Consider the following 22,584-nt stretch of genomic DNA (forward strand, 5'->3'; position numbering starts at 1 on the left):
GTTTTTTTTATCCTTGCCAGGCCTGATGTTGCAGGACCACCCGGTAGCCGTCAGGATCTTCAAAGGTTTGCCCCGCCCTATCCCAATAGGGGTTATAGGCGGTGACAGCCAGGAATCCCGCCGCCCGCATCCGCTCGCATGCGGCTCGCCACGCGTTCTCATCCGGCAGATAAAACACCAGCAGATGATCCTGCGTCGGCGCCTGCCCGACCCGCACCCCGCGATGCTGCGTGAACTCCAGATGGTAGGCATGCTGCGGATGCCCGATCATAATGCCGTCAAAGCCCTGATGATCGACAAACTCGCCCAGCTTTTCGAACCCCAGCCCGCGACAATACAGCGCGGCAATCTCTTGCAACCGATCGGTCGGGCGCGCAATGCGCAACACCGCCTTGGCTATCGACATGAATACCTCCACCTCATGATAATCTCATACAGCGCCATGCCCGCCAGCATCGCCAGCAGGAACGGCCATACCCGTTGTATTTCCGCCCCCGCCAATACCCAGGCCGGGCCAGGGCAAATGCCCGCAATGCCCCAACCGATGCCGAACAGCGCGCTGCCCACCAGCAAACGGCAATCCGCACGCCCGGCGGCCGGGATCTGCAGCGGTTCGCCCAACAGGCTCCGCTCGCGTCGCCGCGCCCACAAGAAGGCCGGCGCCGCCACCGCGATCGCCCCAACCATCACCAGCGCCAGCGAAGGATCCCACTGGCCGGTAACGTCGAGAAACGCCAACACTTTGGCCGGATTGGCCATGCCGGCGACGATCAGCCCCAGACCGAAAATCACGCCGCTCAGCAGCGCCAACAGGGATTTAAACATCTCACCCTCCCAGCAGGTGGCGCATCAGCCACACGGTCATAAAGCCCAGCAGCATAAACACCGCCGTGGCGGCCAGCGAACGCGGCGCCAACCGCGCGACGCCGCACACGCCGTGCCCGCTGGTGCAACCGCTGCCCAATCGTGTCCCCACCCCCACCAACAGCCCTGCTACCGCCAGCCCGCCGCTGCCGGCCGCGATCTCAGCAGACGGCAAAGCCGCTGCGGCAGCATACAGCCAGGGAGAAATCAGCAACCCGCCAAGAAATGCGGCGCGCCAGCCCCGCTCGCGGCCACCCGCGCTCAATAAACCGCCGGTAATGCCGCTGATGCCGGCGATCCGGCCGTTGAACAGCAGCAGCAGCGCCACCGCTGCGCCGATAATGGCTCCGCCCGCCAGCGCGGAATACGGAGTGAAGTGTTGCCAGTCAATGGTCATCGCGGTTCTCCGGCTGTGGGCAATAGAGTTGATATAGGGTATGGAGCAGCGTCAGCGCTTTGGCATCGGCCACCGCATAGTAAATCTGCTTGCCGGCGCGCCGGGTGGAGACCAATCCCTCCTCGCGCAGCACGCCAAGCTGCTGGGACAGCGTCGGCTGGCGGATATCCAGCGCCTGCGCCAGCTCGCTCACCGCCATCTCGCCCTGGCTGAGCCGGCACAGCAGCAGCAACCGATCTTCATTGCCCAAGGTACGCAGCATCGCACCGGCCTGCGCCGCCGCCTTGCGCATCGCGTCAATATCCATTGCTTCTCCAACAATTTATAAAATTATATAATATTATTTTATAAACCATTTCGCCGTACCGCGCCACAGACTGGTGTGAAACAGCGCCGCATGGCATGCTGTCTTCCCCCTTTTGCCGCGCGGAGCCTGCTTACGATGCTGTTGTTTCACGACGTTCTGCCGCCCGATCAGCCTGTCCGGCCGTTGGCCAAGGATTATCGCCACGGCGACAGCGAGCCGGATCACTACCATCACTGCGCGCAGCTGATTCACAGCCTGAGCGGCGTGGTGCAGGTCACGACCCGGCTCGGCAGTTGGGTGGTGCCGCCCGGCCGCGGCGTTTGGGTGCCGGCTAAGGTGGTGCACAGTCTGCGCATTACCGGCCAGGTGGCGGCCAGGACGCTGTTCGTCGATCCGCTGGCGCGCGCCGATCTGCCGGCTCAATGCCAGGTGGTGCAGGTTTCTCCGCTGCTGCGCGAGTTGATTATCTGTGCGATGGAGATTGCGCCCGATTACCCGAGCGGCGGACGCGATGAGCGCGTAATGGAACTGATTCTGGATGAGTTGCGGATGCTGCCGATCCTGCCGCTGCACCTGCCTGAACCGCGTGAGGCATCGCTGCTCGCCCTGTGCCGCCATATCCAGGCTACGCTGGCGCAGCCCTGGACGCTGGAACAGGCGGCCGCTCATCTCAGCGTCAGCGGACGCACCCTGTCGCGGCGCTTCCAGCGCGAAACCGGGCTGCATTTTAGCGATTGGGTGCGACGCGCCCGTTTGCTGGCGGCGCTGAACGCGCTGGCGACCGGCCGCTCGGTGTTGGAAGTGGCGCTGGATCTCGGCTATGACAGCCCCAGCGCGTTCAGCGCCATGTTTCGCCGGGTGCTGGGGGTCGCGCCCAGCGACTATTTCAGCCCGGCCGCGCCGACGTTGACGCCAGATAGCGCCCGGCGACGTTGAGCAGCGCCTGCAGCGAGGCGCTGGCGGAGTCGACGTCGATGCCAACGCCGTAGGTCGCCTCACCCTGCGGCAACGAGCAGCGAATATAGGCCACCGCCCGGCTGTCGCTCTGGTGCCCCAGCGTATGCTCGTGGTAATCCTCGATCGCCAGCGGCAAGCCGAAGCGCTGGCGCAGCGCATCCACCGCGCTGGAAAGCAGGCCATTGCCGGCGCCCTGCAGCCGCAGCGGCTCTCCCTCACAGGCAACCCGCGCATTGAAGCTGTAGGCCTCTACGCCGTGGCTTTCCGTCTGGTAGCTCAGCAGCTGCAAGTGCGGTTGCTCCACCAGCCCGTAGGTGTCGCGGAATAAGCGCCACAGCTGCGCGCCGCTCATTTCCTTGCCGCTGCCGTCGGTCGCGCGCTGCACCACCTGGCTGAAATCAATCTGCAAACCGCGCGGCAACGCCAGCCCGTGATTTTGTTCCAACAGCCAGGCGGCCCCGCTTTTGCCGGACTGGCTGTTGACCCGGATCACCGCCTCATAGCTGCAGCCGACATCGGCGGGATCGAGCGGCAGGTAAGGCACCTGCCACCAGCCATCCTGGCGCTGGCGCTGGGCGGCGAAGCCTTTTTTAATCGCATCCTGATGCGAACCGGAGAAGGCGGTAAACACCAACTCGCCGGCATAAGGATGGCGAGGGTGCACCGGCAGCTGATTGCACAGCTCCACCACCTCCACCACCTGCTTCAGGCGGCTGAAGTCCAGGCCTGGCGCCACGCCCTGGGTATAGAGATTCAACGCCAGCGTAACCAGATCGACATTGCCGGTGCGCTCTCCGTTGCCGAACAGGCAGCCTTCGACCCGATCGGCGCCGGCCAACAGCGCCAGCTCCGCGCAGGCCACGCCGGTGCCGCGATCGTTATGCGGATGCACGCTGATCGTTACATCGGCGCGGCGGCTGAAGTGGCGACAGAACCATTCAATCTGATCGGCATACACGTTGGGCGTGCTCACTTCCACCGTCGCCGGCAGATTGATGATCATCGGCCGCTGCGGCCCCGGTTGCCACACCGCCGCCACCGCTTCGCAGATCTCCAGCGCGAACGCCAATTCAGTAAAACAGAAGGTTTCCGGCGAATACTCGAAGCACCAGGCGGTATCGGGCTGTGCCTCGCACTGCCGGCGAATGCGCCGCGCGCCGTTCACCGCCAGCGCCACGGTGGCGGCCTTATCCTGGCGGAACACGATGTCGCGAAACATCGGCGCCGTGGCGTTGTACAGATGCACGATAGCCCGTGGCGCCCCCTGCAGCGCCTCGAAGGTGCGGTCGATCAGATCGTCGCGCGACTGCGTCAGCACCTGAATCGTGACGTCGTCCGGGATCAGCTGCTCGTCAATCAGCGTGCGCACAAAATCGAAATCCGTTTGCGACGCCGAAGGGAAAGCCACTTCAATCTCTTTGAAACCACACTGCAACAGCAATTGATAGAACTCGCGCTTGCGCGCGTTATCCATCGGTTCCGCCAGCGCCTGGTTGCCGTCGCGCAGATCGCTGGAGCACCAGCGCGGCGCCTGCCGCAGCGTACGCGCAGGCCATTGGCGGTCCGGCAACGCCACCGGCGGGAAGGGTCGATATTTGCTTGAAGGGTCGATTAACATGGGCTTCTCCTGACGCCTGAATGAACGATAACGCCATTATTTCCCGCCCTCGCCGCCTCTTCTCCCGCTTTGCGGACAACCATCGTCGCAATGCGGACAACAAAAAAATTTGCATCCTGCGCCAGTGAGACAACAATTAGGTTTGACGTTTCCCCCACCGCACCGGCAGTGCCGCCGGGCGCTCTACTCTCATTGTCAACGGAGGCGAACATGAGCCTGTATGCAACCCTGGAAGAAGCCATCGAGGCCGCACGCGAAGAGTTTATCGACACCGCCGAAGGCGGCGGCGATGACGAACCGCCGGTGCCGCAGCAGTTCAATCTGCAAAAGTACGTGATGCAGGATGGCGACACGATGTGGCAGGCCGAGTTCTTCGAGGAAGAAGGCGAAGCGGTGGAGTGCCTGCCGCTGCGCAGCGGTGCGGCGGCGCAGGCAATCTTCGACGGTGACTACGACGAGGTGGAGATCACCGCCGAGTGGATAGATGAAAATACCCTGTACGAATGGGAAGAAGGCGACTTCCAGCTCGAGCCGCCGCTGGATACCGAAGAAGGCCAGGCCGCGGCCGATGAGTGGGATGAACGTTAACCCGCACTACGCACTCATCGCCAAGGAGGCAGCATGAATATTCGCCGGGCTCGCCCCACCGACTACCCCGCCATTTTGCAGCTGCAGGGGGAAAACGTGCCGGAAGCGCTCGACGAGCGCCAAAAACGGCAGGGATTTATCGTATCGCGCATGAATGAGGCGCAGCTGGCGGCGATCAACCGCGGCATCGGCATACTAGTGGCTGAACAGGAAAACCAACTGGCAGGCTTTGTTTGCCTGATGCCCGCCGACGTGCAACCGCGCCCGCCGGTGGTGGACGCGATGCTGGCGACGCTCGCCACGCAATCCTTCGCCGGACGCGCGCTGAATGAACTGCGGGTGTTTCTCTACGGCCCGGTCTGCCTCGCCGCCGCCTGGCGCGGCAAAGGCGTGCTGAAGCGCCTTTACGCTGCGGTCAAAGCGCATACCAGCCATGACTACGACGTGGGCGCGCTGTTTATCGACGACGACAATCCGCATTCGTTGGCCGCTCACGTGCAAGGGCTGGGCATGACGGCGCTGGCGCCTTTCCATTGCGGGCAGAAAGGCTATCAGCTGGTGGTGTTCGCCACCCGCTGAGCGGGTTTATTCATAGGGGCCGTGCTGCGCATCGAACGGCAGCATAAAGGTGTCCACCACCATCGACAGCGGCACGTCTATCACCGTGACGTAGCGCCAGGGCGTATCGCGCAGATCCCACTGCACGCCGGGATAGTACTGGTGGCCATGCCCCGCGCCGGGCACGGTGCGGCTGATAATGCTGCCGCAGCCGGTCAGGGCCATCACGCCGGCCGCCACGCAGGCCAGCCGAAGGTAGGAAGAGAGATTCACGACATTGACTCTGAGCAAGGGGGTTGTTTCGCGAGTGAACAACGCATCGGCCGCAGTCTACCACAGTTCCCTTTCTCCGCCGGCACCGACGCACGTAAGCAAAAGGTAAAAAAAACGGGGAATGCGCCATGCGCATTCCCCGTCTGGGCGTTGCCGTTCAGCGATTAACGCCGGCCCGTTGGGTGCGCCAGCGGGTTGTGCGGCAACTGCTGATAGTGCTCACGCCAGGCGGCGCCTTCCGGCAACAGCCAGACGCGCTGGTGCAAACGAGCCAGCGTGACCGGATCGCTCAGTAGCTCCAGACGTTTGCCCTTCGCCAGCTTCTCCGGCCCCAGCTGCAGCGCTTCGTTCACCCGCTCCTCGCGGTTGCGATCGAGCGTCGCGCGCAGATGGTGACGCGCCGTCGCCAACGCCGTCGCCAGCGCGTTGAAGGACGGGTTGACCACCGCATGCATAAAGCCGTTGGTCAGCGCGCGATTGCGGTTGAGATGCAGGTATTCTTCCGTCGCCAACAGCTCACGCGGCGGGTTGTACTCTTCCGGGATCAGGAACAGCTTGGCGTGTTTGCTCTTCATGCCCAGCGTCGCGCGGCTCGAAAGCACCGACACGAACGGCGACAGGATCAGCGAGAACACGATCGGCGCCAACCACCACAGGAAGCGCAGATCCAACCACGCCATGCCGCCGGCCCACACCAGGCCCAGCAACATCTGCGAGCCATGGCGGCGGAAGGCTTCGCCCCACGGCGTATCGTCGTCGTCACGCTGCGGCGAATTCCACACCACTTCCCAACCGAGGAAGGCGCTCACCACGAACACGGTATGGAACAGCATGCGCACCGGTGCCAGCAGCACCGAGAACAGCATTTCCATCAGCATCGAAATGAACAGCCGGAACGCCCCGCCGTACTCTTTCGCGCCCTTGGCCCAGATCAGCACGATGCTGAGCAGCTTCGGCAGGAACAACAGCACCAGCGTGGTGGAGAACAGCGCTATCGCCAGCTCGGGCCGCCACTGCGGCCAGACCGGGAACAACTGCCGCGGCTGCAGGAAGTATTGCGGTTCCATCAGGGTGTGCACCACCTGCAACGCGGTGGAGAGCGCCAGGAACATGAACCACAGCGGCGCCGACAGGTAGGACATCACGCCGGTGAGGAACACCGCGCGGTGCACCGGGTGCATGCCCTTCACCAGGAACAGGCGGAAGTTCATCAGGTTGCCGTGGCACCAGCGACGGTCGCGTTTCAGCTCGTCCAGCAGGTTTGGCGGCAGCTCTTCGTAACTGCCCGGCAGATCGTAAGCGATCCACACGCCCCAGCCAGCGCGGCGCATCAGTGCCGCTTCAACGAAGTCATGCGACAAGATTGAACCGGCGAAGGAGCCCTCGCCCGGCAGCGGCGCCAGCGCACAGTGCTCGATAAACGGCTTCACGCGGATGATGGCGTTATGGCCCCAGTAGTGCGACTCGCCCAACTGCCAGAAATGCAGGCCGGCGGTAAACAGCGGCCCGTAAACGCGGGTAGCGAACTGCTGCACGCGCGCATACAGGGTATCCATGCCGGACGCCTTCGGCGCGGACTGGATGATGCCGGCGTTCGGGTTGGCTTCCATCAGACGCACCAGCCCGGTGAGGCATTCGCCGCTCATCACGCTGTCGGCATCCAGGATCACCATGTAGCTGTACTCACCGCCCCAACGACGGCAGAAGTCGTCGATGTTGCCGCTCTTGCGTTTGACGCGGCGGCGGCGACGGCGATAGAAGATGCGGCCGTGGCCGTCGACATCGCGGCACAGCTCCATCCACGCCTTTTGCTCCGCCACGCAGATGTCCGGATCGTAGCTGTCGCTCAGCACGTAGATATCGAAGTGTTCCAGCTGACCGGTCGCGGCGACGGACTCATAGGTCGCACGCAGGCCGGCGAAAACGCGTTCGACGTCTTCGTTGCAGATCGGCATGATCAGCGCGGTGCGGTGCGCCGGATTGATCGGCTCATCGCCCTTGATGGTGGAGGAAATGCTGTATTTGTCCTTGCCGATCAGCAGCTGCAGGAAGCCCATCAGCGCGGTCCAGAAACCGGCCGAGACCCAGCAGAACAGTACGGCGAACAGGATCAGAATGCCGGTTTGCAGCACATATGGCAGCAGCTGCAGCACCGACTGCATCAGATCCTGATCCAGCATGGCGATAGGATCGATCAGCGCCCAGCCCTGATAAGGCAAGATGGTTTTCATGTACCAGGTGGCGATGCCGGTTTGCACCAGCATCAGCACCAGCAGCACATAACGGCGCATGGAGCCGACGGTACGCCAGCGGTTCTCGGCCTCGGCCTCCTCTTTGGTGGCGTGCCGGTTGTGCGGCGAACGCCCCAGCAGAGAATCCCAGAAGCGCGCCACCGGGTTGGTGCGCCAGGCTTCCGGGAACATGGTGGTTCGTTTGATCGGCGGCGTCGCCTTCAGAATGGCGCGCCCTTCGGCGTCGGTATCGAAGTCGTCATCGCTGACCGCATCCGGCCAGGCGTTTTCGATACGCGGTTTGACCGAGGCCAGCGCCACGTCATCCGCCGACAGGCTATTGACGTTGGCGTCGGCGGCGCCCATCTGCCGATGGAGCGCCTCCAGTGCCTGAGCGTCATCCGCCGTTTGAGGGTTGAGCGCCTCCGACCGCTCGGCGGTCAGAGGCAGCGCCGCAAGATAATCCTGGGCGGGTTGAGTAGGCTTATTCATTGGCAGGTAGCTGATAGCTCCAGGTTTCCGACAGAGTCTTATCGCCATTGACCAGCGCCGCGCGCATTTCTACCGGCTTCTTGTCGTCTTTCACTTTCAGACGCACCGTCAGGCGCCAGCCTTTGGTCACTGGGTTATAGCGGACGTTGTTTTCTACCATTTCACCGTTGTCGCCGATGCTGATCTGAGAGGCGACCGGGGTATTGGCGTCCAGCCCTTTCAGCACCGGGCCGACGAAGTCGACCAGGAAGGCCACGCTGCCGTCTGGCTCGCGAATCAGGTTGGACTGCTTCACGTCACCGGTCGAACGCATGGTGCGGGCCACATAGGCGATGTCCTGCGAATGCAGTTTGTCTTCATCGCGGGTGAAGTTCAGGCGGTAGCTCAGCGTCAGCGGCTTTTTGGCTTCCGGCAGCGTATCCGGCGTCCAGAACGCGACGATGTTGTCGTTGGTTTCATCCGCCGTCGGGATCTCCACCAGCTCAACCTTGCCTTTGCCCCAGTCGCCCTTCGGTTCAATCCAGGCGCTCGGGCGCAGATCGTAACGATCGTCCAGATCTTCATATTCTTTGAAGTTGCGGCCGCGCTGCAGCAGACCGAAGCCTTTCGGATTCTCGACGGTATAGGTGCTGACGGACAGGTGTTTAGGATTGTTCAGCGGGCGCCAGATCCACTCGCCGTTGCCGGCATGGATAGACAGGCCGTTGGAGTCGTGCAACGCCGGACGGTAGTTCAACGTCGGCGACGGCTGGTTCGGCCCGAACAGGAACATGCTGGTTAGCGGCGCCAGGCCCAGTTTGCCCACCTTGTCGCGCAGGAACACTTTGGACTCGACGTCCACGGTGGTGTCGCGGCCCGGGATCACCGTGAAACGGTAAGCGCCGGTGGCGCGCGGGGAATCCAGCAGCGCATAGATCACCAGGTGCTTGTCGCCCTGCTTCGGACGCTCAACCCAGAATTCGCGGAAACGCGGGAACTCTTCGCCGGACGGCAAAGCGGTATCGATGGCCAGGCCGCGAGCGGAAAGCCCGTAAACCTGCCCTTTACCCACCACGCGGAAATAGCTCGCGCCAAGCAGGCTCATGATCTCATCGTTTTTGTCGGCGCTGTTGACCGGGTAGAGCACCTTAAAGCCGGCAAAACCGAGATTTTTCACCGATTCAGGGTCGTGTTTGACCGAACCGAAGTTGAAGTAATCCGGGCTGTACTTGATCTGTTTTACGCTGGTGGAGGTGACTTCATTGATTTTCACCGGCGTGTCGAAGTACATCCCCTGATGATAAAACTCAAGCTTGAAAGGGGTTTTCAGCTTGCTCCAATAGGCTTTATCGTGATTGAACTGAATCTGCTGATAGTCTGCGAACTTCATCTCGCGGAACTGAGAAGGAAGGTTGCTCTTCGGGGCTTCGAAACCTTTCGCCGCCAGGTCCTGCGCCTGCTTGGCCACATCATCAATAGAAAAGGCCCATGCCGGCGAACTGAACAGCGTGAACAATACGGTAGCACCTAACCAACGAACGCTCGCGGCGCGTGGTTGTCCGGATAATATATTAACTAGCACATCCCCCCCTATTCGTGTGCTCAAATCATTTAAATCCATATTAATGGATTACTCAGCTTTCCGACAACATGATAAATGGATGGTTCATGTTTACGGCTCATTGTTTAAGCAGCTGATGGAACACCAGCGTAGCAAGCCGCGCAACAAGACGCTATGGAAAAATGCGGGGGGCTATAGTAGGGTTCCGGATAACAATTTAACGTTTGACGACTTATTAAGCGTGTTAATGAACTCTCGATTAAATCACCAGCGGTAATCTATGACTAAAGGCAGCAAACAGCGCGAGTTTTTTCTCGACTCCATCAGAGCCTATTTGATGTTGCTCGGCATCCCGTTTCACCTCTCACTGATCTATTCCAGCCACGCCTGGGCGGTGAACAGCCCGTCGCCCTCTTTCTCGCTCACGGTGCTGAACGACTTCATCCACGCCTTCCGCATGCAGGTGTTCTTCGTGATCTCCGGCTACTTCTCCTACATGCTTTACGAGCGCTACGAGCGCCACCAGTGGCTGAAGGTCAGGCTGGAGCGGGTGGCGATCCCGCTGTTGAGTTCCATCCCGCTAATCACGGTGCCGCAGTTTTTCATGCTGAAATATTTCACCGATAAATTAAACGGCTGGGATGAGTTTTCTCTCTATCAGAAAATAAATGTAACAGTTTGGGAATTGGTGTCTCATCTTTGGTTCTTATTGACCCTGTCATTGTTAACCTGCGCCTGCTTTTATCTGTTCCGCAACATCAAGCGTCAACCCCGTGAACATATTCCTGCATTAATAAACAGAATGCGTGGATTAGGAAACATCTCACTGTATTTCTTTATTTATGCGATATGCTATTCGGCCGCGCACCGCATTATTTTAATTTTTGTACCGCAGCTATTATCCAACGGCCTGTTCAATTTCGTGGTGATGGAGACGATGTTCTACCTGCCGTTCTTCATCCTCGGCGCTTATGCGTTTAAGTATGTGTGGCTTAAGGAGATTTTTCTGCGCCGCTCACCGCTGGCGCTGCTCGGTTCGCTGCTGCTGTTTATCGCATATATGCTGAACCAAAAGCTGCTGGCGCACAGCAGCTATATGTTCGAGCTGGAAGTGGTGATCAAAACCCTAATGGGGATCCTGATGACCAACGTGGCGTTCTCTTTCGGGCATAACCTGCTGAATTATCACTCGCCGCGCATCACCTATCTGGTCAACGCTTCGCTGTTTATATATCTGGTGCACCATCCGTTGACCCTGATATATGGCGCTTTCGTGACGCCTTATATCGGCAACAACCTGTTGGGATTCTTGCTGGGCCTGCTGTTTGTGTTCTCGCTGGCCTTCGCGTTATATGAACTGCACAAACGCGTTCCGCTGCTGCGCTTCCTGTTCTCCGGCAAGCCGCGTTAGGCTTCCCACCCCATTTCTGGGTGATGATTTTTCATCCAGAAATTAACCTCATCAATGATAATACGCCTCACTACCTCGGCGCGGCGGTAGCTGCCCTGAGCATTTTCCTAATATTATTCCTAATCCCCGGGATACATTGCAAAACGGCAACTGCCTGTTACGCTCATATTCATACTTATAAATCAGTTGCGTTACTTCTGGGCTAGGTACACATATGAGAGAAGCATGGGTCGATTATGCCAAGGGAATCGGCATCATTCTCGTGGTTTTTGGCCACGTTAATCGGGGTCTATACAGCGCGGGCATTCAGCTTTCCGGTTCATCCTATCTACTGACGGACAGCATTATCTACAGTTTTCATATGCCGCTGTTTTTCTTCCTTTCCGGTCTATTTTTTACGCAATCCTTGGATAAAAAGGGAAAAACCAGCTTTTTGATCAGCAAGATAGACACCATCGTTTATCCCTATGTTGTCTGGTCGCTACTGCAAGGCATGGTGGAAGTACTGTTGTCGCGCTATACCAATAACCCTTCCAGCCTGGGCGATGTCCTGTCGCTGTTTACGCATCCACGCGCGCAGTTTTGGTTCCTGTACGCCTTGTTCATGGTCTTTGTTTTGGCCACCTTGCTGTACAGCAAAGAAAAATACCGTTATCTCCTGCCGGTATTGATCGTTATCAGCGCGGGGCTGTATCTCTACCAAGACAGCCTAACCAAAGCCTTCCATTTTGATTACATTACCCGATTCTTGATCTTCTTCCTGCTTGGCGCTTTTGCCATTCGCTACGCTTCCCTCATCGCCAATCTGGGTTTCGGTTCGCTGCTGGCCTCCTTGATCGCGTTCATCGCGCTGCAGTGGGGATTCCACGGCTATTCTGGCTTGCTGTATACCGATACCGGCAGTTTCTCCCTGTTACTGGCGGTTGAAGCCATCTTCTTGATCGTCAGCCTGTCGGTTCTGCTGGCCAAGACGAATCTTTCCTGGCTGAGACGACTCGGCGAATTGAGCATGGTCATCTATTTGATGCATATCCTCGCGGCCAGCGGCTTACGCATCATACTGACCAAATTTATGCATATCAGCCATTGGCCAACACAAGCGATCGCCGGCACGCTATTCGGGCTGATCGCCCCTGTTATCGCCTATGCGCTGATACAGCGTCTGCACCTTACTTTTCTCTTGGATCGTCCTCGCTTCAATAACCGTCTGCGAAAAGAAAAAATCTCCTGAGGGCGGTTCCGCCGCCTTCACATTTTCCTCCCGACGCTATACTTGATGGCGCAACCTCGCGGTTGCGCCATCTCTCTTGCCATGCAGAGCACACATTGCTCAGCCTGACGTCGCCCGTTAGGGCAAAGTGATACGGCTGCATAGATAACCTAGCCGTTATAACTGCAATGCATAAGTAGAAATCCGGATCCCTGCCTTACGGTAGTGATTGGGCTCAACACCCCCGAAGGGCTGCGCGATCGTTTAATTCATTCGATGGCGTTAGCTGCATCTCCCTTCCGTCACGACAGAGAGGATTTTGAATGACCGACAAGAACACTCCGGCTCAGGAAGCCATAGCGGAAAACGCCACCCTGCTGAAGATCCTCGGCAGGTTGCTGTCCGCGCTGGACGCTTCGATCAGCGGCAAAGAACGCAGCATTCTGGTCGCTGAGCTCTCCAACTTCAATCTCGACGGCATTTCCGAAGCGGAAAGCAAGCTGGCCTCCGAGCTGATCAAACGGGCGCTGGAATCGCTCGATCATTAATCCTACCGCGCCTGCAAACCATTAAGCCTGCCTGCGCGGGCTTAATGGTTTTTCCCTCAGCCACGATCGAACATTATTGCCGAATCAGAAATACAGCAGCCTGATAATGTTGGATAAAAGGCAGGAATCTCCCTCTTCTCCTCACTTTCTTCGTTTAATCACACCAAAGGGCAATAATTGATCGGTTGTTTTCGCAATCAGCCTTGGCGTTTTACCCACTAAACACGTTATCATCGACACACTCGCAGTGCCCCCTATCCCCCAGCCTCAGGAGAGCGATATTTTGGATGCCAGCACCATTAACAGTTTGTTCGTCATCGGTGCCGTGCTGGTGGGGGCAAGCATTCTGCTCAGCTCATTTTCTTCCCGGCTCGGCATTCCGATCCTGGTGATCTTTCTGGCGATCGGCATGTTGGCCGGCGTCGATGGCCCCGGCGGCATCGTCTTCAGCAATTACCCCGTCGCTTATCTGGTCAGCAACCTCGCGTTGGCGGTGATCCTGCTCGACGGCGGCATGCGTACCCGGGTCAGCTCTTTCCGCGTCGCCCTGTGGCCGGCGCTGTCTCTCGCCACCATCGGCGTGGTGATCACCGCCGGTCTGACCGGCATGGCCGCCGCCTGGCTGTTCAATCTCGATCTGCTGCAGGGGCTGCTGATCGGCGCCATTATCGGTTCCACCGACGCCGCCGCGGTATTCTCCCTCTTGGGGGGCAAAGGTTTGAACGAACGCGTCAGCGCCACGCTGGAGATCGAATCCGGCAGCAACGATCCGATGGCGGTGTTTCTCACCATCACGCTGATTGCGATGATCGCCGCCGGGGAAACCGCGCTGAGCTGGGCCTTCCCGCTGCATCTGATGCAGCAGTTCGGTATGGGCATCGTCTTCGGTCTGGGCGGCGGCTGGCTGCTGCTGACGCTGATCAACCACATCAAACTGGCGGACGGCCTCTATCCGCTGCTGGCGGTGAGCGGCGGCATTCTTATTTTTGCGCTGACCACCGCGCTGGACGGCAGCGGCATTCTGGCGGTGTATCTGTGCGGCCTGCTGCTGGGCAACCGGCCGATCCGTAACCGGCACGGCATCGTACAAACCTTCGACGGCCTGGCGTGGCTCAGCCAGATCGGCATGTTCCTGGTGCTTGGCTTGCTGCTCAACCCGCACGAGCTGCTGCCGATCGCCATCCCTGCCCTGCTGCTGTCGCTGTGGATGATCCTGTTCGCCCGTCCGCTGTCGGTGTTTATCGGCCTGCTGCCGTTTCGCAGCTTTACCCTGCGCGAGCGCGGCTTTATTTCCTGGGTCGGCCTGCGCGGCGCGGTGCCGGTGATCCTGGCGGTGTTCCCGATGATGGCCGGGCTGCCCAACGCCCAGCTGTTTTTCAACGTGGCGTTCTTCGTGGTGCTGGTCTCCCTGCTGCTGCAAGGCACCACGCTGTCGTTTGCCGCCAAAAAAGCCAAGGTGATCGTGCCGCCGGCGCTGACGCCGATCTCCCGCGTTGGGCTGGACGTACATCCGGAAAACCAGTGGGAACAGTTCGTGTATCAGCTTTCGGCGGAAAACTGGTGCGTCGGCGCGGCGCTGCGAGAGCTGAAGATGCCACCCAATACCCGCATCGCCGCCCTGTTCCGCGGCAAAGAACTGCTGCACCCAAGCGGCAGTACCCGCCTGCGGGAGAACGATATTCTGTGCGTTATCGGCCATGAGCACGACCTGCCCATCCTCGGCAAACTGTTCAGCCAGGCGCCGGCCGTGACGCTCGACGAGCGCTTCTTCGGCGACTTTATCCTGCAGTCCGATGCCCGTTTAAGCGACATCTCGCAGCTTTATGGCCTCAATCTGCAAGACGACGTGGACGAGCAGCAGACGCTGGGCCAGTTCGTCATTCAGCTGATCGGCGGCGAACCGGTGATCGGCGACCAGGTGGAATGGGACGGCCTGACCTGGACCATCGCCGAAATGGACGGCAATCAAGTCAGCAAGATAGGCGTGCGGATCGTAACCGACTGACGCTGCCGCACCGGCTGCACTATCAGACGAGGGAACTTCTGGCCTTAAGAACGTTCTTAATCACTATCATGATGCATGAAATAGGGCGTCGCTGAATTATATCCCTTTGATATAAAAACTTAACAGCGGCGTCCACAGGGATTAAGGACGTGAACGGCAAGACTCGATTTCTTTCGGTAATGATGCTTATGGCGCTGGGCGTAGCGGCGCTCGATCTCAGCATCGCCGGTTTGGTCCATAGACTTTTAATTGGATAATTTCAACGTGACGCAGCAGGAACAAGAAAAAGACATTCTGGGGAAAATACTGGTGACGGTGTCCGCGCTTTGCCTGATTCTGGTGGCGACGTTGCTGATCTGGGGATTCGTGCTGGATTGACGCCCCACGACGCTCAGACATAAAAAAAACCGCCGCGGCGGTTTTTTTTATGGGGCAGGCGATCAGATCTTGCAACCTTCGCAGTCCGCTTCGTCTTCGAGGAACTCAGGGACCTCTTTTACCTTCTGCGCCGCTTTTTCTTCGGCTTTCGCCAGTTCGGCATCGATATCAAAATCGAAAATATCATCACTCATCGCTTGATCCTCATTCTGCTTCTCGTTCAAACGCTGAGTATAATCGACAAGCCGCCGGCCGGAAACCTTTCAGTTTGCCGCCGCCAGCTGCGGCTGCTCATCCTGCGGCTTTTTTCCGTACGCCATGTCGTACACGTCGTAGAAGTCGATTTCGCCCTTGTTGCCGATGATCACGCGCATCTTCTGTTTCAGCGCGGCGCCGATGGACGGCTCCTCCAGCAGTTGCTGCACCGCATAGGGCGACAGCGCGCGGGTAAAGTACCACTCGCCGTTGTAGCAAACCCGCAGATCGAGCACCCCGATGTCCTCGAAGCGGTATACCGGCCGGATCTCGATCAGCAGCATGGCGAACATGAACAGCACAAAAGCGGTGAAGCCCAGGAAAGCATATATCCCCATGTACGGCACCTGGTACATCACGGCGATCACCGCGAAATAGCCGGCGAACATGGCAAGGCACAGATAGCGGTGAGTGCGAGCGAATTCGCTGTTGAAGCGCGGCTTGCCGTCACGCCCTTCGCGCCGATTGATCTGTTCAATCTCTTTAACCAAGATGCTTTTAATCGCGTCCATCGTTACAACCTTATGCTGGAAACAGCATTGCCATCAAATCTCACCGCTAAAAGTAACACAAGTACAGTTTCGCCAGGTAGATCAGTTAGCCAACTTAATGGCTGCAACTGTTATAGTTCGGCTTCAGCGCGGTTGGGCGGCCTTGCCTTGCGCAAACATGAACATGCGCTGGGCCACATCGTCGGCCTGTTTGATTTTCTGCTTTTGCGGTTCGTTGCTGCGTTGAATGGCGCGGGCGTAGGCGATTTCATGGGCCTGATCGATCATCGCGATGATCCGATCGCGTTCGTTCTTTTCCATATTGCCCAACATGGTGGTGATAATCGCCTGATAAGCGTTGGACGCGGCGCTCAGCGCTTTCTCTCTCGCCTCGAGGGCGGCGACGCGTTGCAAGAGTTCCTGCAGTTGCTCGGAGTGAGACATATCGACCTCCTGTTGCCGGGCAGCAAGCCTGCCTGATTACAGTTTAGCAAAGGATCGAAAGAGAAAGAGGAAGGAAAGCCAGCGGTTACGGTAAAGCACACCCGAAAATCCCAACGAGGAGCCGATAGTGCAAATCAACCCGGGTGCGCTTTACGGTAAGCGCGGTGAGATGAAGGGAAGAAAGCTGGCGCGCTATGCAGGACTCGAACCCGCGTCTATCAATTTTCAAGCCAAAACAAGCCATTATAAAACCAATCACTCTGCCAACTGAGTTAATAGCGCGTTCCTTCGCTTCGGGGCGCCATTATCCATAACAACATTATGGACTCAAGCTTTTTTAGCATAATGCGCTGAATTTACAGATAAGTCTTAGGCTATCGACAGCGTTATGGCATTACGGCAGCTCAATAATCCGATAATCGCCGGCCATGAGCGGCTTGCACAAAATCTTGTAGCCATCGCTGTCAAAATGGCTGGCCGCACTCTGCAGCCGCTGCGCCTGCGCCAGGCTGCTGACCGAGCCCAGATAAAACCAATTGTGAATCACATGGTACTGACGCAGCGTCTCGCCCTGTTCTTCCAACGCCACGCGCCCGGCGAATGGCCAACAGGCGATGCGCAGCTGTTCAAGCGCCGCACCGAGCCGCTGCGCATGTTCCTGCGCCGACTCCACGCCGCAGCAGGCGCCGGCGCACTTGCGCAGGCTGTAGCGGAAGCAGGCTCGCCCCGCGGGCAGCTTGTCGATCCCCAGCTTGCCATAACATAAACGATGCTCGTCGGCGATGGCGCGCAATTTTTCCAGCGCGGCATGGCGATTGGCAAACAGCCCGTAGAGGTGGGGAGTGACGGCGAAATCGATCTCTTTGGCGTGGGCAATCGTCACCGTGTCCGCCTGTAGACGCAGCGCACACAGCTGTTTCGAGCGCCGCAGGCGTTTGTTGAACAACGGTTGTTGCTGCTTGATCAACTGCGCCTCCAGCAGCAATGCGCCCAACTCGCCGGCGGTCTCGATAAAGCTGATGCGCCGGGTTTGGCGCAGCATTTTCGCCTCGTCCTGCGCGCGAAAATGCGCCATTACGCGGCTGCGTACGTTGACGCTTTTACCGATGTAAAGCGGCAGGCTTTCGCTCTCGCCGTGGAACAGATAGACGCCCGGCCCCTTGGGCAACGGCGCCAGACAGGCGCGCAGGTGCTCCGGGTATTGGTAAATGTCGAGTTCCGGCTCGAGGCGGTTTGGCATCATGGCGGCGGCGTTATCCTGCTGATGAATGAATACTGGTTTTTTACCCAGTATAACGCGCCACACAGCCGGTTGCACCCCGAAGGATAATAACTCGCCGTGATCTTTATCGGGAAAGCCTTTACTATCCCCTTTCCAGCGGGAAAGCGCCTCACGTTTAGCGCCAGTTCAAGCTGGCGCTGCCATGATGGCAGACTGGAACCGCCGCTTTTATCGTTATGGAAAACCTGGGCATGACTTCACTGAAACTCACCCCCCGTCGTCTGGCGTTGATCGCCGTCATCATTTTCATCTGCGTCGCCATCGCGCTGGCCCTCTATTGGCAACGCCCGCCGCAGCAGGATTACGTTACCGCAACGGCCCGCCTGGGCGATATCGAGAACGCCGTGCTGGCCACCGGGCGACTGGATGCCGTCGAACGCGTTAACGTCGGTGCGCGGGTCTCCGGTGAAGTGAAATCGCTGAAGGTCAAACTGGGCGATCGCGTCACCAAAGGGCAACCGATCGCCGACATCGACGATCTGCAACAGCGCAACGATCTGCGCAACGCCGAGGCGGCGCTGAACGTCATCAAGGCCGAACTGCAGGCCAAACAGGCGCAGCTGAAACAGGCCGAGTCGCGTTTCAAACGCCAGCGCCGCATGCTGAACGACGAAGCCAGCTCGCGGGAGGACTTCGAAACCGCCGAAGCCACGCTCGCCACCACCCGCGCCGAGCAGCTTTCGCTCAATGCCCGCCTGGTGCAGGCGCAGATTGAAGTCGACAAGAAAAAAATCGATCTGGGCTATACCCGCGTGGTCGCGCCGATGGACGGCATCGTCATCGCCGTGGTTACGCAGCAGGGGCAAACGGTCAACTCCAGCCAAAGCGCGCCGACCATCGTCAAGCTGGCGCGGCTGGATATGATGACCATCAAGGCGCAGATCTCCGAAGCCGACATCACCCGCATTTCACCGGGGCAAAAGGCGTACTTCACTATTTTTTCCGATCCGGATAAACGCTACGACGCCACGCTGCGCACCATCGAACTGGCGCCGGAATCGGTAATGAAAGACGACTCGCTCGCCGGCACCAGCTCCGCCTCCGGTTCCGGCACCTCGAACGCGTCGGTCTATTACAACGCGCTGCTGGACGTGCCCAACCCGGAAAACCGCCTGCGCATCGCCATGACCGCGCAGGTGTCCTTGCTGCTCGGCGAAGCGAAGCACACCCTGCTGGTGCCGATCCAGGCAGTGCATAAAATCGATGGCAAAGAGCAGCAGGTGCAGGTGCTGACCCAAGACCAGCGGCTGGAAACGCGCAAAGTGACCACCGGCATCACCAACAACGTCGACATTCAGATCCTCAGCGGCCTGAAAGCCGGTGAAACCGTGGTGCTGTCGCAGCCCGCCGCCAAGCCGGCTGAGGATGGCATCTTCCTGTGAACGCGATCATCGAGCTAAAAGGCATCAGCCGAACCTACACCAACGGCGGCCAGGCGCTGACGGTGTTGAAAGACATCGATTTGACCATCGCCGCCGGCGAACTGGTGGCGATCATCGGCGCCTCCGGTTCCGGCAAATCGACGCTGATGAACATCATGGGCTGCCTCGACGTGCCGGATCGCGGCGACTACTACATCAGCGGCCAGAACGCCGCCCACCTGTCGCCGGACGAACTGGCCCGCCTGCGCCGCGAGCATATCGGCTTTATCTTCCAGCGTTACCACCTGATGCCCGATCTCAGCGCGCTGGGCAACGTTGAAATTCCGGCCATCTACGCCAACGCCCGGCGCGATCAGCGGCGGCAGCGAGCGGCGCAACTGCTGGCGCGGTTGGGCCTGGAGGGGCGCGAAGACCACAAGCCCGGCCAGCTTTCCGGCGGCCAGCAGCAGCGCGTCAGCATCGCGCGCTCGCTGATCAACGGCGGCGAAATTATCCTGGCGGACGAACCGACCGGCGCGCTGGACACCCAATCCGGCCAGGAAGTGCTGGCGATCCTCAGCGAGCTGAACCAACGCGGCCACACCGTGGTGATCGTCACCCACGATATGAAAGTGGCGCAACATGCGCAGCGCGTCATCGAACTGCAAGACGGCAAAATCATCGCTGACAGCGGCCGCCAATCGGCACCCGCCGTCGCGCTACCGCCGCCGAACCGCAGCCGGCAAAGCGGCTGGCAAAGTCTTATCGACCGCACCCGCGAGTCGCTGCACATGGCGCTGAAGGCGATGAACGCCCACCGCCTGCGCACCGCGTTGACCATGACCGGCATTATCTTCGGCATCGCCGCCGTGGTCACGGTGGTGGCGCTGGGCGAAGGCGCCAAACAGCGCACGCTGGAGAATATCAAGGGGCTCGGCACCAACGTGGTGAGCATCTATCCGGGGCGTGACTTCTTCGACGACGCCATCGACAGCATCCGCACCCTGGTGCCGGCCGATGCCGACGCGCTGGCGCAGCAAAGCTTCGTCGACAGCGTCAGCCCGGAAGTCAGCGCGTCCGACAGCATCCGTTTTCGCAGCAAATCCGCCACCGCGTCAATCACCGGCGTCGGCCGCGACTATTTCCGCGTCAACGGCATCACGCTGGTGCAAGGCGCCACCTTCCGCGACGATCGCAACGCGCTGCAGGAAGTGATCATCGACGACAATGCGCGCCAGGCGCTGTTCGGCGATTTCGGCGTCGAGCCTCTCGGCCAGATCGTGTTTCTCGGCTCGGTGCCGGCACGGGTGGTCGGCGTCGCCAAAAGCGAACACAGCTACGCGCCCAACCGCATCAGCGTCTGGATGCCCTACAGCACGGTGATGTACCGTATGGTCGGCAAAACCACGCTCAGCGGCATCACCGTGCGCTTGAAGGATGACGTCGCCAGCGAAGCCGCCGTCAGCGCCATCACGCAGTTGCTGACTCAGCGCCATGGCGTAAAAGATTTCATGACGTTCAACCGCGATCAGTTCCGTAAATCGATCGAGCGCACCTCGATGACGCTCAGTTTGCTGATCCTGATGGTGGCCTCGATCTCGCTGGTGATCGGCAGCCTGGGCGTGATGAACATCATGCTGGTCTCGGTGACCGAGCGCACCCATGAGATCGGCGTGCGCATGGCGGTCGGCGCAAGGCGCGGCGACATCATGCAACAGTTCATGATCGAGGCGGTGCTGGTCTGTTTGATCGGCGGCGCATTGGGCATCGCGCTGTCGTTCGCCGCCGGGTCGCTGTTCACCTCGCTGGCGGGCGGCATGTTCACCGCCATCTATTCCTGGCAAGCCGCCGCGACGGCGTTTTTCTGTTCAACCTTAATCGGCATGATCTTCGGTTATCTCCCCGCCCGCAAAGCGGCAAGGATGGATCCGGTCGTTTCATTGGCCAGCGAGTAACCCATGAAAATTTTATCTCCCCTGGCGTTAAGCCTCGCCGCCCTGCTCACCGCCGGCTGCGGCAATGCCCTGAAAAGCGACTACCGGGCGCCGCAGGTCAACTATCCGACGAGCTGGCAGCACGCCGCCGACAATGCCGCGCCGACGCCGTTCGACTGGCGCGATTTCCACGATCCCGAGCTCGATCGCTGGCTGCAACAGGTGATGGACAGCAACAACGATCTGGCCGTCGCCGTGCTGCGCGTCTACCGTGCGCGGCTCGAGGCGGAACGTGTCGGCATCAGCACCGCCCCCGACGTCAACGCCTCGTTGAACAGCAGCATCAATCGCCCGCTGTCGGAGTCCTCCGCCTGGAATAAAACCAGCGGCGCGACGCTCTCTACGAGCTATGAAGTCGACCTTTGGGGCAAACTGGCGCGCCAGCGCGATGCCGCCGAGTGGGCCAGCCAGGCTTCCGAGCAGGATCTGCAGACGGCGCGCCTGACGTTGCTGGCCAACGCCGCCACGAATTACTGGCGCATCGGCTTCCTCAATCAGCAGATCGGCGTCAGCCAGGCAAGCATCGCCTACGCCAAACAGACGCTGCGGCTGGCCAACGCCCGCTACCGGGCCGGCAGCATCTCGGCGCTGGACGTGGTGAACGCGGAACAAAACGTGCTGACGCAGGAAAACCGGCTGCTGGCGTTGCAACACGATCGTCAACAGGCGCTGAATGAACAGACGGTGCTGTTGGGCGCGCCTTCAGGCCAGGCCACCATCGCGCCCGCGCGTCTGCCGACGACGGCGATGCCGCAGATCAACACCGGCATCCCCGCCAGCGTCTTGAGCCGGCGCCCGGATCTCAGCGCCAAAGAGCTGCGGTTGCGCGCCGCCCTGGCCAACGTCGACGAGAAACGTCTGCAGTACTATCCCGCGTTCAGCCTGACCGGCTCGCTGGGCGCCAGCAGCAGCGCGCTGCTGGAGTTCCTGCGCAACCCGACGGGCAGCCTCGGCGCCGGCCTGACGTTGCCATTCCTGCAATGGCAGCAAATGGGGGTGGATATCAAGATCGCCCGTAACGACTACGAACAGCAGGTGCTGGCCTTCAGGCAGGCGCTGTACAAGGCGATGGGTGATGTGAATAACGCCCTGTCGCTGCGCGCACAGCTGCGGGCGCAAGAGACGCAGCTGCAGGCCTCGCTGGCATTGGCGCGCAAATCGGAGCGGCTGAACGAGGTGCGTTACCGGCAGGGCGCCGTCACCATTACCGACTGGCTAAATGCTCAGGAGCAGCGCCGTCAAGCGGAACTGGCGGTGGACGAGAACCGCTTCGCGCAGTACCAGAACCTGGCGAAAATCTATCTGGAATTCGGCGGTTCGTCGGTACCCTAAACCAAACAGCCTGGCCATCCTCCGGCCAGGTGATTTTTTAGCGGTGAA

At 59.7% G+C, this 22,584-nt stretch carries 23 protein-coding genes and 1 tRNA gene; 11 read left to right on the forward strand and 13 right to left on the reverse strand.

Annotated elements, in window-relative coordinates:
* Window positions 1-7: 7 nt before the first annotated feature.
* The 4 genes from ACSBQQ_RS09155 to ACSBQQ_RS09170 are packed head-to-tail and all read right to left on the reverse strand — an operon-like array spanning window position 8 to window position 1,568.
* Window positions 8-406 (reverse strand): VOC family protein, encoded by a 399-nt coding sequence (locus tag ACSBQQ_RS09155; protein WP_033655072.1) that lies wholly within the window; start codon window positions 404-406, stop codon window positions 8-10.
* Window positions 397-825, reverse strand: a complete 429-nt coding sequence (locus ACSBQQ_RS09160; RefSeq protein ID WP_060428481.1) for a YeeE/YedE family protein — start codon at window positions 823-825, stop codon at window positions 397-399. Before ACSBQQ_RS09160 ends, ACSBQQ_RS09155 begins: the two co-directional genes overlap by 10 nt.
* A 1-nt stretch (window position 826) precedes the next feature.
* A complete protein-coding gene (locus ACSBQQ_RS09165) occupies window positions 827-1,261 on the reverse strand; it encodes a YeeE/YedE family protein (protein WP_047568091.1) in 435 nt (144 codons plus the stop codon).
* Window positions 1,251-1,568: an ArsR/SmtB family transcription factor gene (locus tag ACSBQQ_RS09170; protein WP_060387567.1), complete on the reverse strand. Its 318-nt coding sequence runs from the start codon at window positions 1,566-1,568 to the stop codon at window positions 1,251-1,253. Before ACSBQQ_RS09170 ends, ACSBQQ_RS09165 begins: the two co-directional genes overlap by 11 nt.
* A 135-nt stretch (window positions 1,569-1,703) precedes the next feature.
* Here ACSBQQ_RS09170 and ACSBQQ_RS09175 point away from each other — a divergent pair, with 135 nt between their 5' ends.
* Complete coding sequence (locus ACSBQQ_RS09175) at window positions 1,704-2,504, forward strand: AraC family transcriptional regulator (RefSeq protein ID WP_033654140.1); 801 nt, start codon at window positions 1,704-1,706, stop codon at window positions 2,502-2,504.
* Here the strand turns inward: ACSBQQ_RS09175 and leuA are convergent.
* On the reverse strand, window positions 2,455-4,143 hold the full coding sequence (gene leuA, locus ACSBQQ_RS09180; protein ID WP_060428479.1) for a 2-isopropylmalate synthase: 1,689 nt from the start codon (window positions 4,141-4,143) through the stop codon (window positions 2,455-2,457). The genes ACSBQQ_RS09175 and leuA overlap by 50 nt on opposite strands.
* Window positions 4,144-4,353: 210 nt before the next feature.
* Between leuA and ACSBQQ_RS09185 the strand changes: the two genes are divergently transcribed.
* Window positions 4,354-4,731 carry a MysB family protein gene (locus tag ACSBQQ_RS09185; protein ID WP_033638020.1) on the forward strand — a complete coding sequence of 126 codons (378 nt, stop codon included), beginning with the start codon at window positions 4,354-4,356 and terminating at the stop codon, window positions 4,729-4,731.
* A gap of 33 nt (window positions 4,732-4,764) precedes the next feature.
* Window positions 4,765-5,310 (forward strand): GNAT family N-acetyltransferase, encoded by a 546-nt coding sequence (locus ACSBQQ_RS09190; protein WP_033638019.1) that lies wholly within the window; start codon window positions 4,765-4,767, stop codon window positions 5,308-5,310.
* A gap of 6 nt (window positions 5,311-5,316) precedes the next feature.
* Here ACSBQQ_RS09190 and ACSBQQ_RS09195 read toward each other — a convergent pair whose 3' ends face one another.
* The 3 genes from ACSBQQ_RS09195 to mdoG all read right to left on the reverse strand — a co-directional run bounded on the left by ACSBQQ_RS09195 (window position 5,317) and on the right by mdoG (window position 9,846).
* A complete protein-coding gene (locus ACSBQQ_RS09195) occupies window positions 5,317-5,562 on the reverse strand; it encodes a YceK/YidQ family lipoprotein (RefSeq protein ID WP_033638018.1) in 246 nt (81 codons plus the stop codon).
* A 164-nt stretch (window positions 5,563-5,726) separates the two neighbouring features.
* The gene (gene mdoH / locus ACSBQQ_RS09200; protein ID WP_060426386.1) at window positions 5,727-8,285 is read right to left on the reverse strand and encodes a glucans biosynthesis glucosyltransferase MdoH; all 2,559 of its coding nucleotides are present in this window, start codon (window positions 8,283-8,285) and stop codon (window positions 5,727-5,729) included.
* Window positions 8,278-9,846 (reverse strand): glucans biosynthesis protein MdoG, encoded by a 1,569-nt coding sequence (gene mdoG, locus ACSBQQ_RS09205; protein WP_170310366.1) that lies wholly within the window; start codon window positions 9,844-9,846, stop codon window positions 8,278-8,280. The genes mdoH and mdoG overlap by 8 nt, the downstream gene beginning before the upstream one ends.
* A 259-nt stretch (window positions 9,847-10,105) precedes the next feature.
* Between mdoG and mdoC the strand changes: the two genes are divergently transcribed.
* The 5 genes from mdoC to ACSBQQ_RS09230 all read left to right on the forward strand — a co-directional run bounded on the left by mdoC (window position 10,106) and on the right by ACSBQQ_RS09230 (window position 15,377).
* Window positions 10,106-11,236: a glucans biosynthesis protein MdoC gene (gene mdoC, locus ACSBQQ_RS09210; RefSeq protein ID WP_060428476.1), complete on the forward strand. Its 1,131-nt coding sequence runs from the start codon at window positions 10,106-10,108 to the stop codon at window positions 11,234-11,236.
* A 214-nt stretch (window positions 11,237-11,450) separates the two neighbouring features.
* The gene (locus ACSBQQ_RS09215) at window positions 11,451-12,467 is read left to right on the forward strand and encodes an acyltransferase family protein (RefSeq protein WP_060428474.1); all 1,017 of its coding nucleotides are present in this window, start codon (window positions 11,451-11,453) and stop codon (window positions 12,465-12,467) included.
* A 302-nt stretch (window positions 12,468-12,769) separates the two neighbouring features.
* Window positions 12,770-12,994 (forward strand): hypothetical protein, encoded by a 225-nt coding sequence (locus ACSBQQ_RS09220; RefSeq protein WP_033638012.1) that lies wholly within the window; start codon window positions 12,770-12,772, stop codon window positions 12,992-12,994.
* Between the two features lie 283 nt (window positions 12,995-13,277).
* The gene (locus tag ACSBQQ_RS09225; protein WP_033638011.1) at window positions 13,278-14,999 is read left to right on the forward strand and encodes a potassium/proton antiporter; all 1,722 of its coding nucleotides are present in this window, start codon (window positions 13,278-13,280) and stop codon (window positions 14,997-14,999) included.
* A gap of 249 nt (window positions 15,000-15,248) precedes the next feature.
* Window positions 15,249-15,377: a hypothetical protein gene (locus tag ACSBQQ_RS09230; RefSeq protein WP_033638010.1), complete on the forward strand. Its 129-nt coding sequence runs from the start codon at window positions 15,249-15,251 to the stop codon at window positions 15,375-15,377.
* A 62-nt stretch (window positions 15,378-15,439) separates the two neighbouring features.
* On the opposite strand, the gene ACSBQQ_RS09235 is transcribed toward ACSBQQ_RS09230, so the two are convergent.
* From ACSBQQ_RS09235 to cho, 5 genes are all read right to left on the reverse strand, one after another.
* Complete coding sequence (locus ACSBQQ_RS09235; protein ID WP_015377413.1) at window positions 15,440-15,571, reverse strand: hypothetical protein; 132 nt, start codon at window positions 15,569-15,571, stop codon at window positions 15,440-15,442.
* Window positions 15,572-15,640: 69 nt separating this feature from the next.
* Window positions 15,641-16,144: a YlaC family protein gene (locus ACSBQQ_RS09240; RefSeq protein WP_033638009.1), complete on the reverse strand. Its 504-nt coding sequence runs from the start codon at window positions 16,142-16,144 to the stop codon at window positions 15,641-15,643.
* Between the two features lie 123 nt (window positions 16,145-16,267).
* Window positions 16,268-16,567, reverse strand: coding sequence for a sigma-S stabilization anti-adapter protein IraP (locus ACSBQQ_RS09245; RefSeq protein WP_060419571.1), 300 nt, complete (start codon window positions 16,565-16,567; stop codon window positions 16,268-16,270).
* A gap of 185 nt (window positions 16,568-16,752) precedes the next feature.
* A tRNA-OTHER gene (locus ACSBQQ_RS09250) sits at window positions 16,753-16,849 on the reverse strand.
* Window positions 16,850-16,961: 112 nt separating this feature from the next.
* Window positions 16,962-17,810 (reverse strand): excinuclease Cho, encoded by an 849-nt coding sequence (cho, locus tag ACSBQQ_RS09255; protein ID WP_039567115.1) that lies wholly within the window; start codon window positions 17,808-17,810, stop codon window positions 16,962-16,964.
* Window positions 17,811-18,049: 239 nt separating this feature from the next.
* Between cho and ACSBQQ_RS09260 the strand changes: the two genes are divergently transcribed.
* The 3 genes from ACSBQQ_RS09260 to ACSBQQ_RS09270 are packed head-to-tail and all read left to right on the forward strand — an operon-like array spanning window position 18,050 to window position 22,536.
* Window positions 18,050-19,231 (forward strand): efflux RND transporter periplasmic adaptor subunit, encoded by a 1,182-nt coding sequence (locus ACSBQQ_RS09260; protein ID WP_033647449.1) that lies wholly within the window; start codon window positions 18,050-18,052, stop codon window positions 19,229-19,231.
* Entirely contained in the window at window positions 19,228-21,165 is a 1,938-nt protein-coding gene (locus ACSBQQ_RS09265) for a MacB family efflux pump subunit (RefSeq protein WP_033646466.1), read from the forward strand. The genes ACSBQQ_RS09260 and ACSBQQ_RS09265 overlap by 4 nt, the downstream gene beginning before the upstream one ends.
* A gap of 3 nt (window positions 21,166-21,168) precedes the next feature.
* The gene (locus ACSBQQ_RS09270) at window positions 21,169-22,536 is read left to right on the forward strand and encodes a TolC family protein (protein ID WP_033646467.1); all 1,368 of its coding nucleotides are present in this window, start codon (window positions 21,169-21,171) and stop codon (window positions 22,534-22,536) included.
* The last annotated feature ends 48 nt before the right edge of the window (window positions 22,537-22,584 follow it).

Source organism: Serratia sp. G204Y (assembly GCF_051172435.1).
Taxonomy (GTDB): domain Bacteria; phylum Pseudomonadota; class Gammaproteobacteria; order Enterobacterales; family Enterobacteriaceae; genus Serratia; species Serratia sarumanii.

What these genes read in the sequence shown, in the direction of transcription:
- mdoC (WP_060428476.1), top strand. Translation starts at nt 10,106, where the DNA reads ATGACTAAAGGCAGCAAACAGCGCGAGTTTTTTCTCGACTCCATCAGA.
- ACSBQQ_RS09245 (WP_060419571.1), bottom strand. Translation starts at nt 16,567, where the DNA reads ATGTCTCACTCCGAGCAACTGCAGGAACTCTTGCAACGCGTCGCCGCC.
- ACSBQQ_RS09220 (WP_033638012.1), top strand. Translation starts at nt 12,770, where the DNA reads ATGACCGACAAGAACACTCCGGCTCAGGAAGCCATAGCGGAAAACGCC.
- ACSBQQ_RS09270 (WP_033646467.1), top strand. Translation starts at nt 21,169, where the DNA reads ATGAAAATTTTATCTCCCCTGGCGTTAAGCCTCGCCGCCCTGCTCACC.
- ACSBQQ_RS09185 (WP_033638020.1), top strand. Translation starts at nt 4,354, where the DNA reads ATGAGCCTGTATGCAACCCTGGAAGAAGCCATCGAGGCCGCACGCGAA.
- ACSBQQ_RS09165 (WP_047568091.1), bottom strand. Translation starts at nt 1,261, where the DNA reads ATGACCATTGACTGGCAACACTTCACTCCGTATTCCGCGCTGGCGGGC.
- cho (WP_039567115.1), bottom strand. Translation starts at nt 17,810, where the DNA reads ATGATGCCAAACCGCCTCGAGCCGGAACTCGACATTTACCAATACCCG.
- ACSBQQ_RS09170 (WP_060387567.1), bottom strand. Translation starts at nt 1,568, where the DNA reads ATGGATATTGACGCGATGCGCAAGGCGGCGGCGCAGGCCGGTGCGATG.
- leuA (WP_060428479.1), bottom strand. Translation starts at nt 4,143, where the DNA reads ATGTTAATCGACCCTTCAAGCAAATATCGACCCTTCCCGCCGGTGGCG.
- ACSBQQ_RS09235 (WP_015377413.1), bottom strand. Translation starts at nt 15,571, where the DNA reads ATGAGTGATGATATTTTCGATTTTGATATCGATGCCGAACTGGCGAAA.
- ACSBQQ_RS09240 (WP_033638009.1), bottom strand. Translation starts at nt 16,144, where the DNA reads ATGGACGCGATTAAAAGCATCTTGGTTAAAGAGATTGAACAGATCAAT.
- ACSBQQ_RS09175 (WP_033654140.1), top strand. Translation starts at nt 1,704, where the DNA reads ATGCTGTTGTTTCACGACGTTCTGCCGCCCGATCAGCCTGTCCGGCCG.
- ACSBQQ_RS09160 (WP_060428481.1), bottom strand. Translation starts at nt 825, where the DNA reads ATGTTTAAATCCCTGTTGGCGCTGCTGAGCGGCGTGATTTTCGGTCTG.
- ACSBQQ_RS09155 (WP_033655072.1), bottom strand. Translation starts at nt 406, where the DNA reads ATGTCGATAGCCAAGGCGGTGTTGCGCATTGCGCGCCCGACCGATCGG.
- ACSBQQ_RS09190 (WP_033638019.1), top strand. Translation starts at nt 4,765, where the DNA reads ATGAATATTCGCCGGGCTCGCCCCACCGACTACCCCGCCATTTTGCAG.
- mdoH (WP_060426386.1), bottom strand. Translation starts at nt 8,285, where the DNA reads ATGAATAAGCCTACTCAACCCGCCCAGGATTATCTTGCGGCGCTGCCT.
- ACSBQQ_RS09215 (WP_060428474.1), top strand. Translation starts at nt 11,451, where the DNA reads ATGAGAGAAGCATGGGTCGATTATGCCAAGGGAATCGGCATCATTCTC.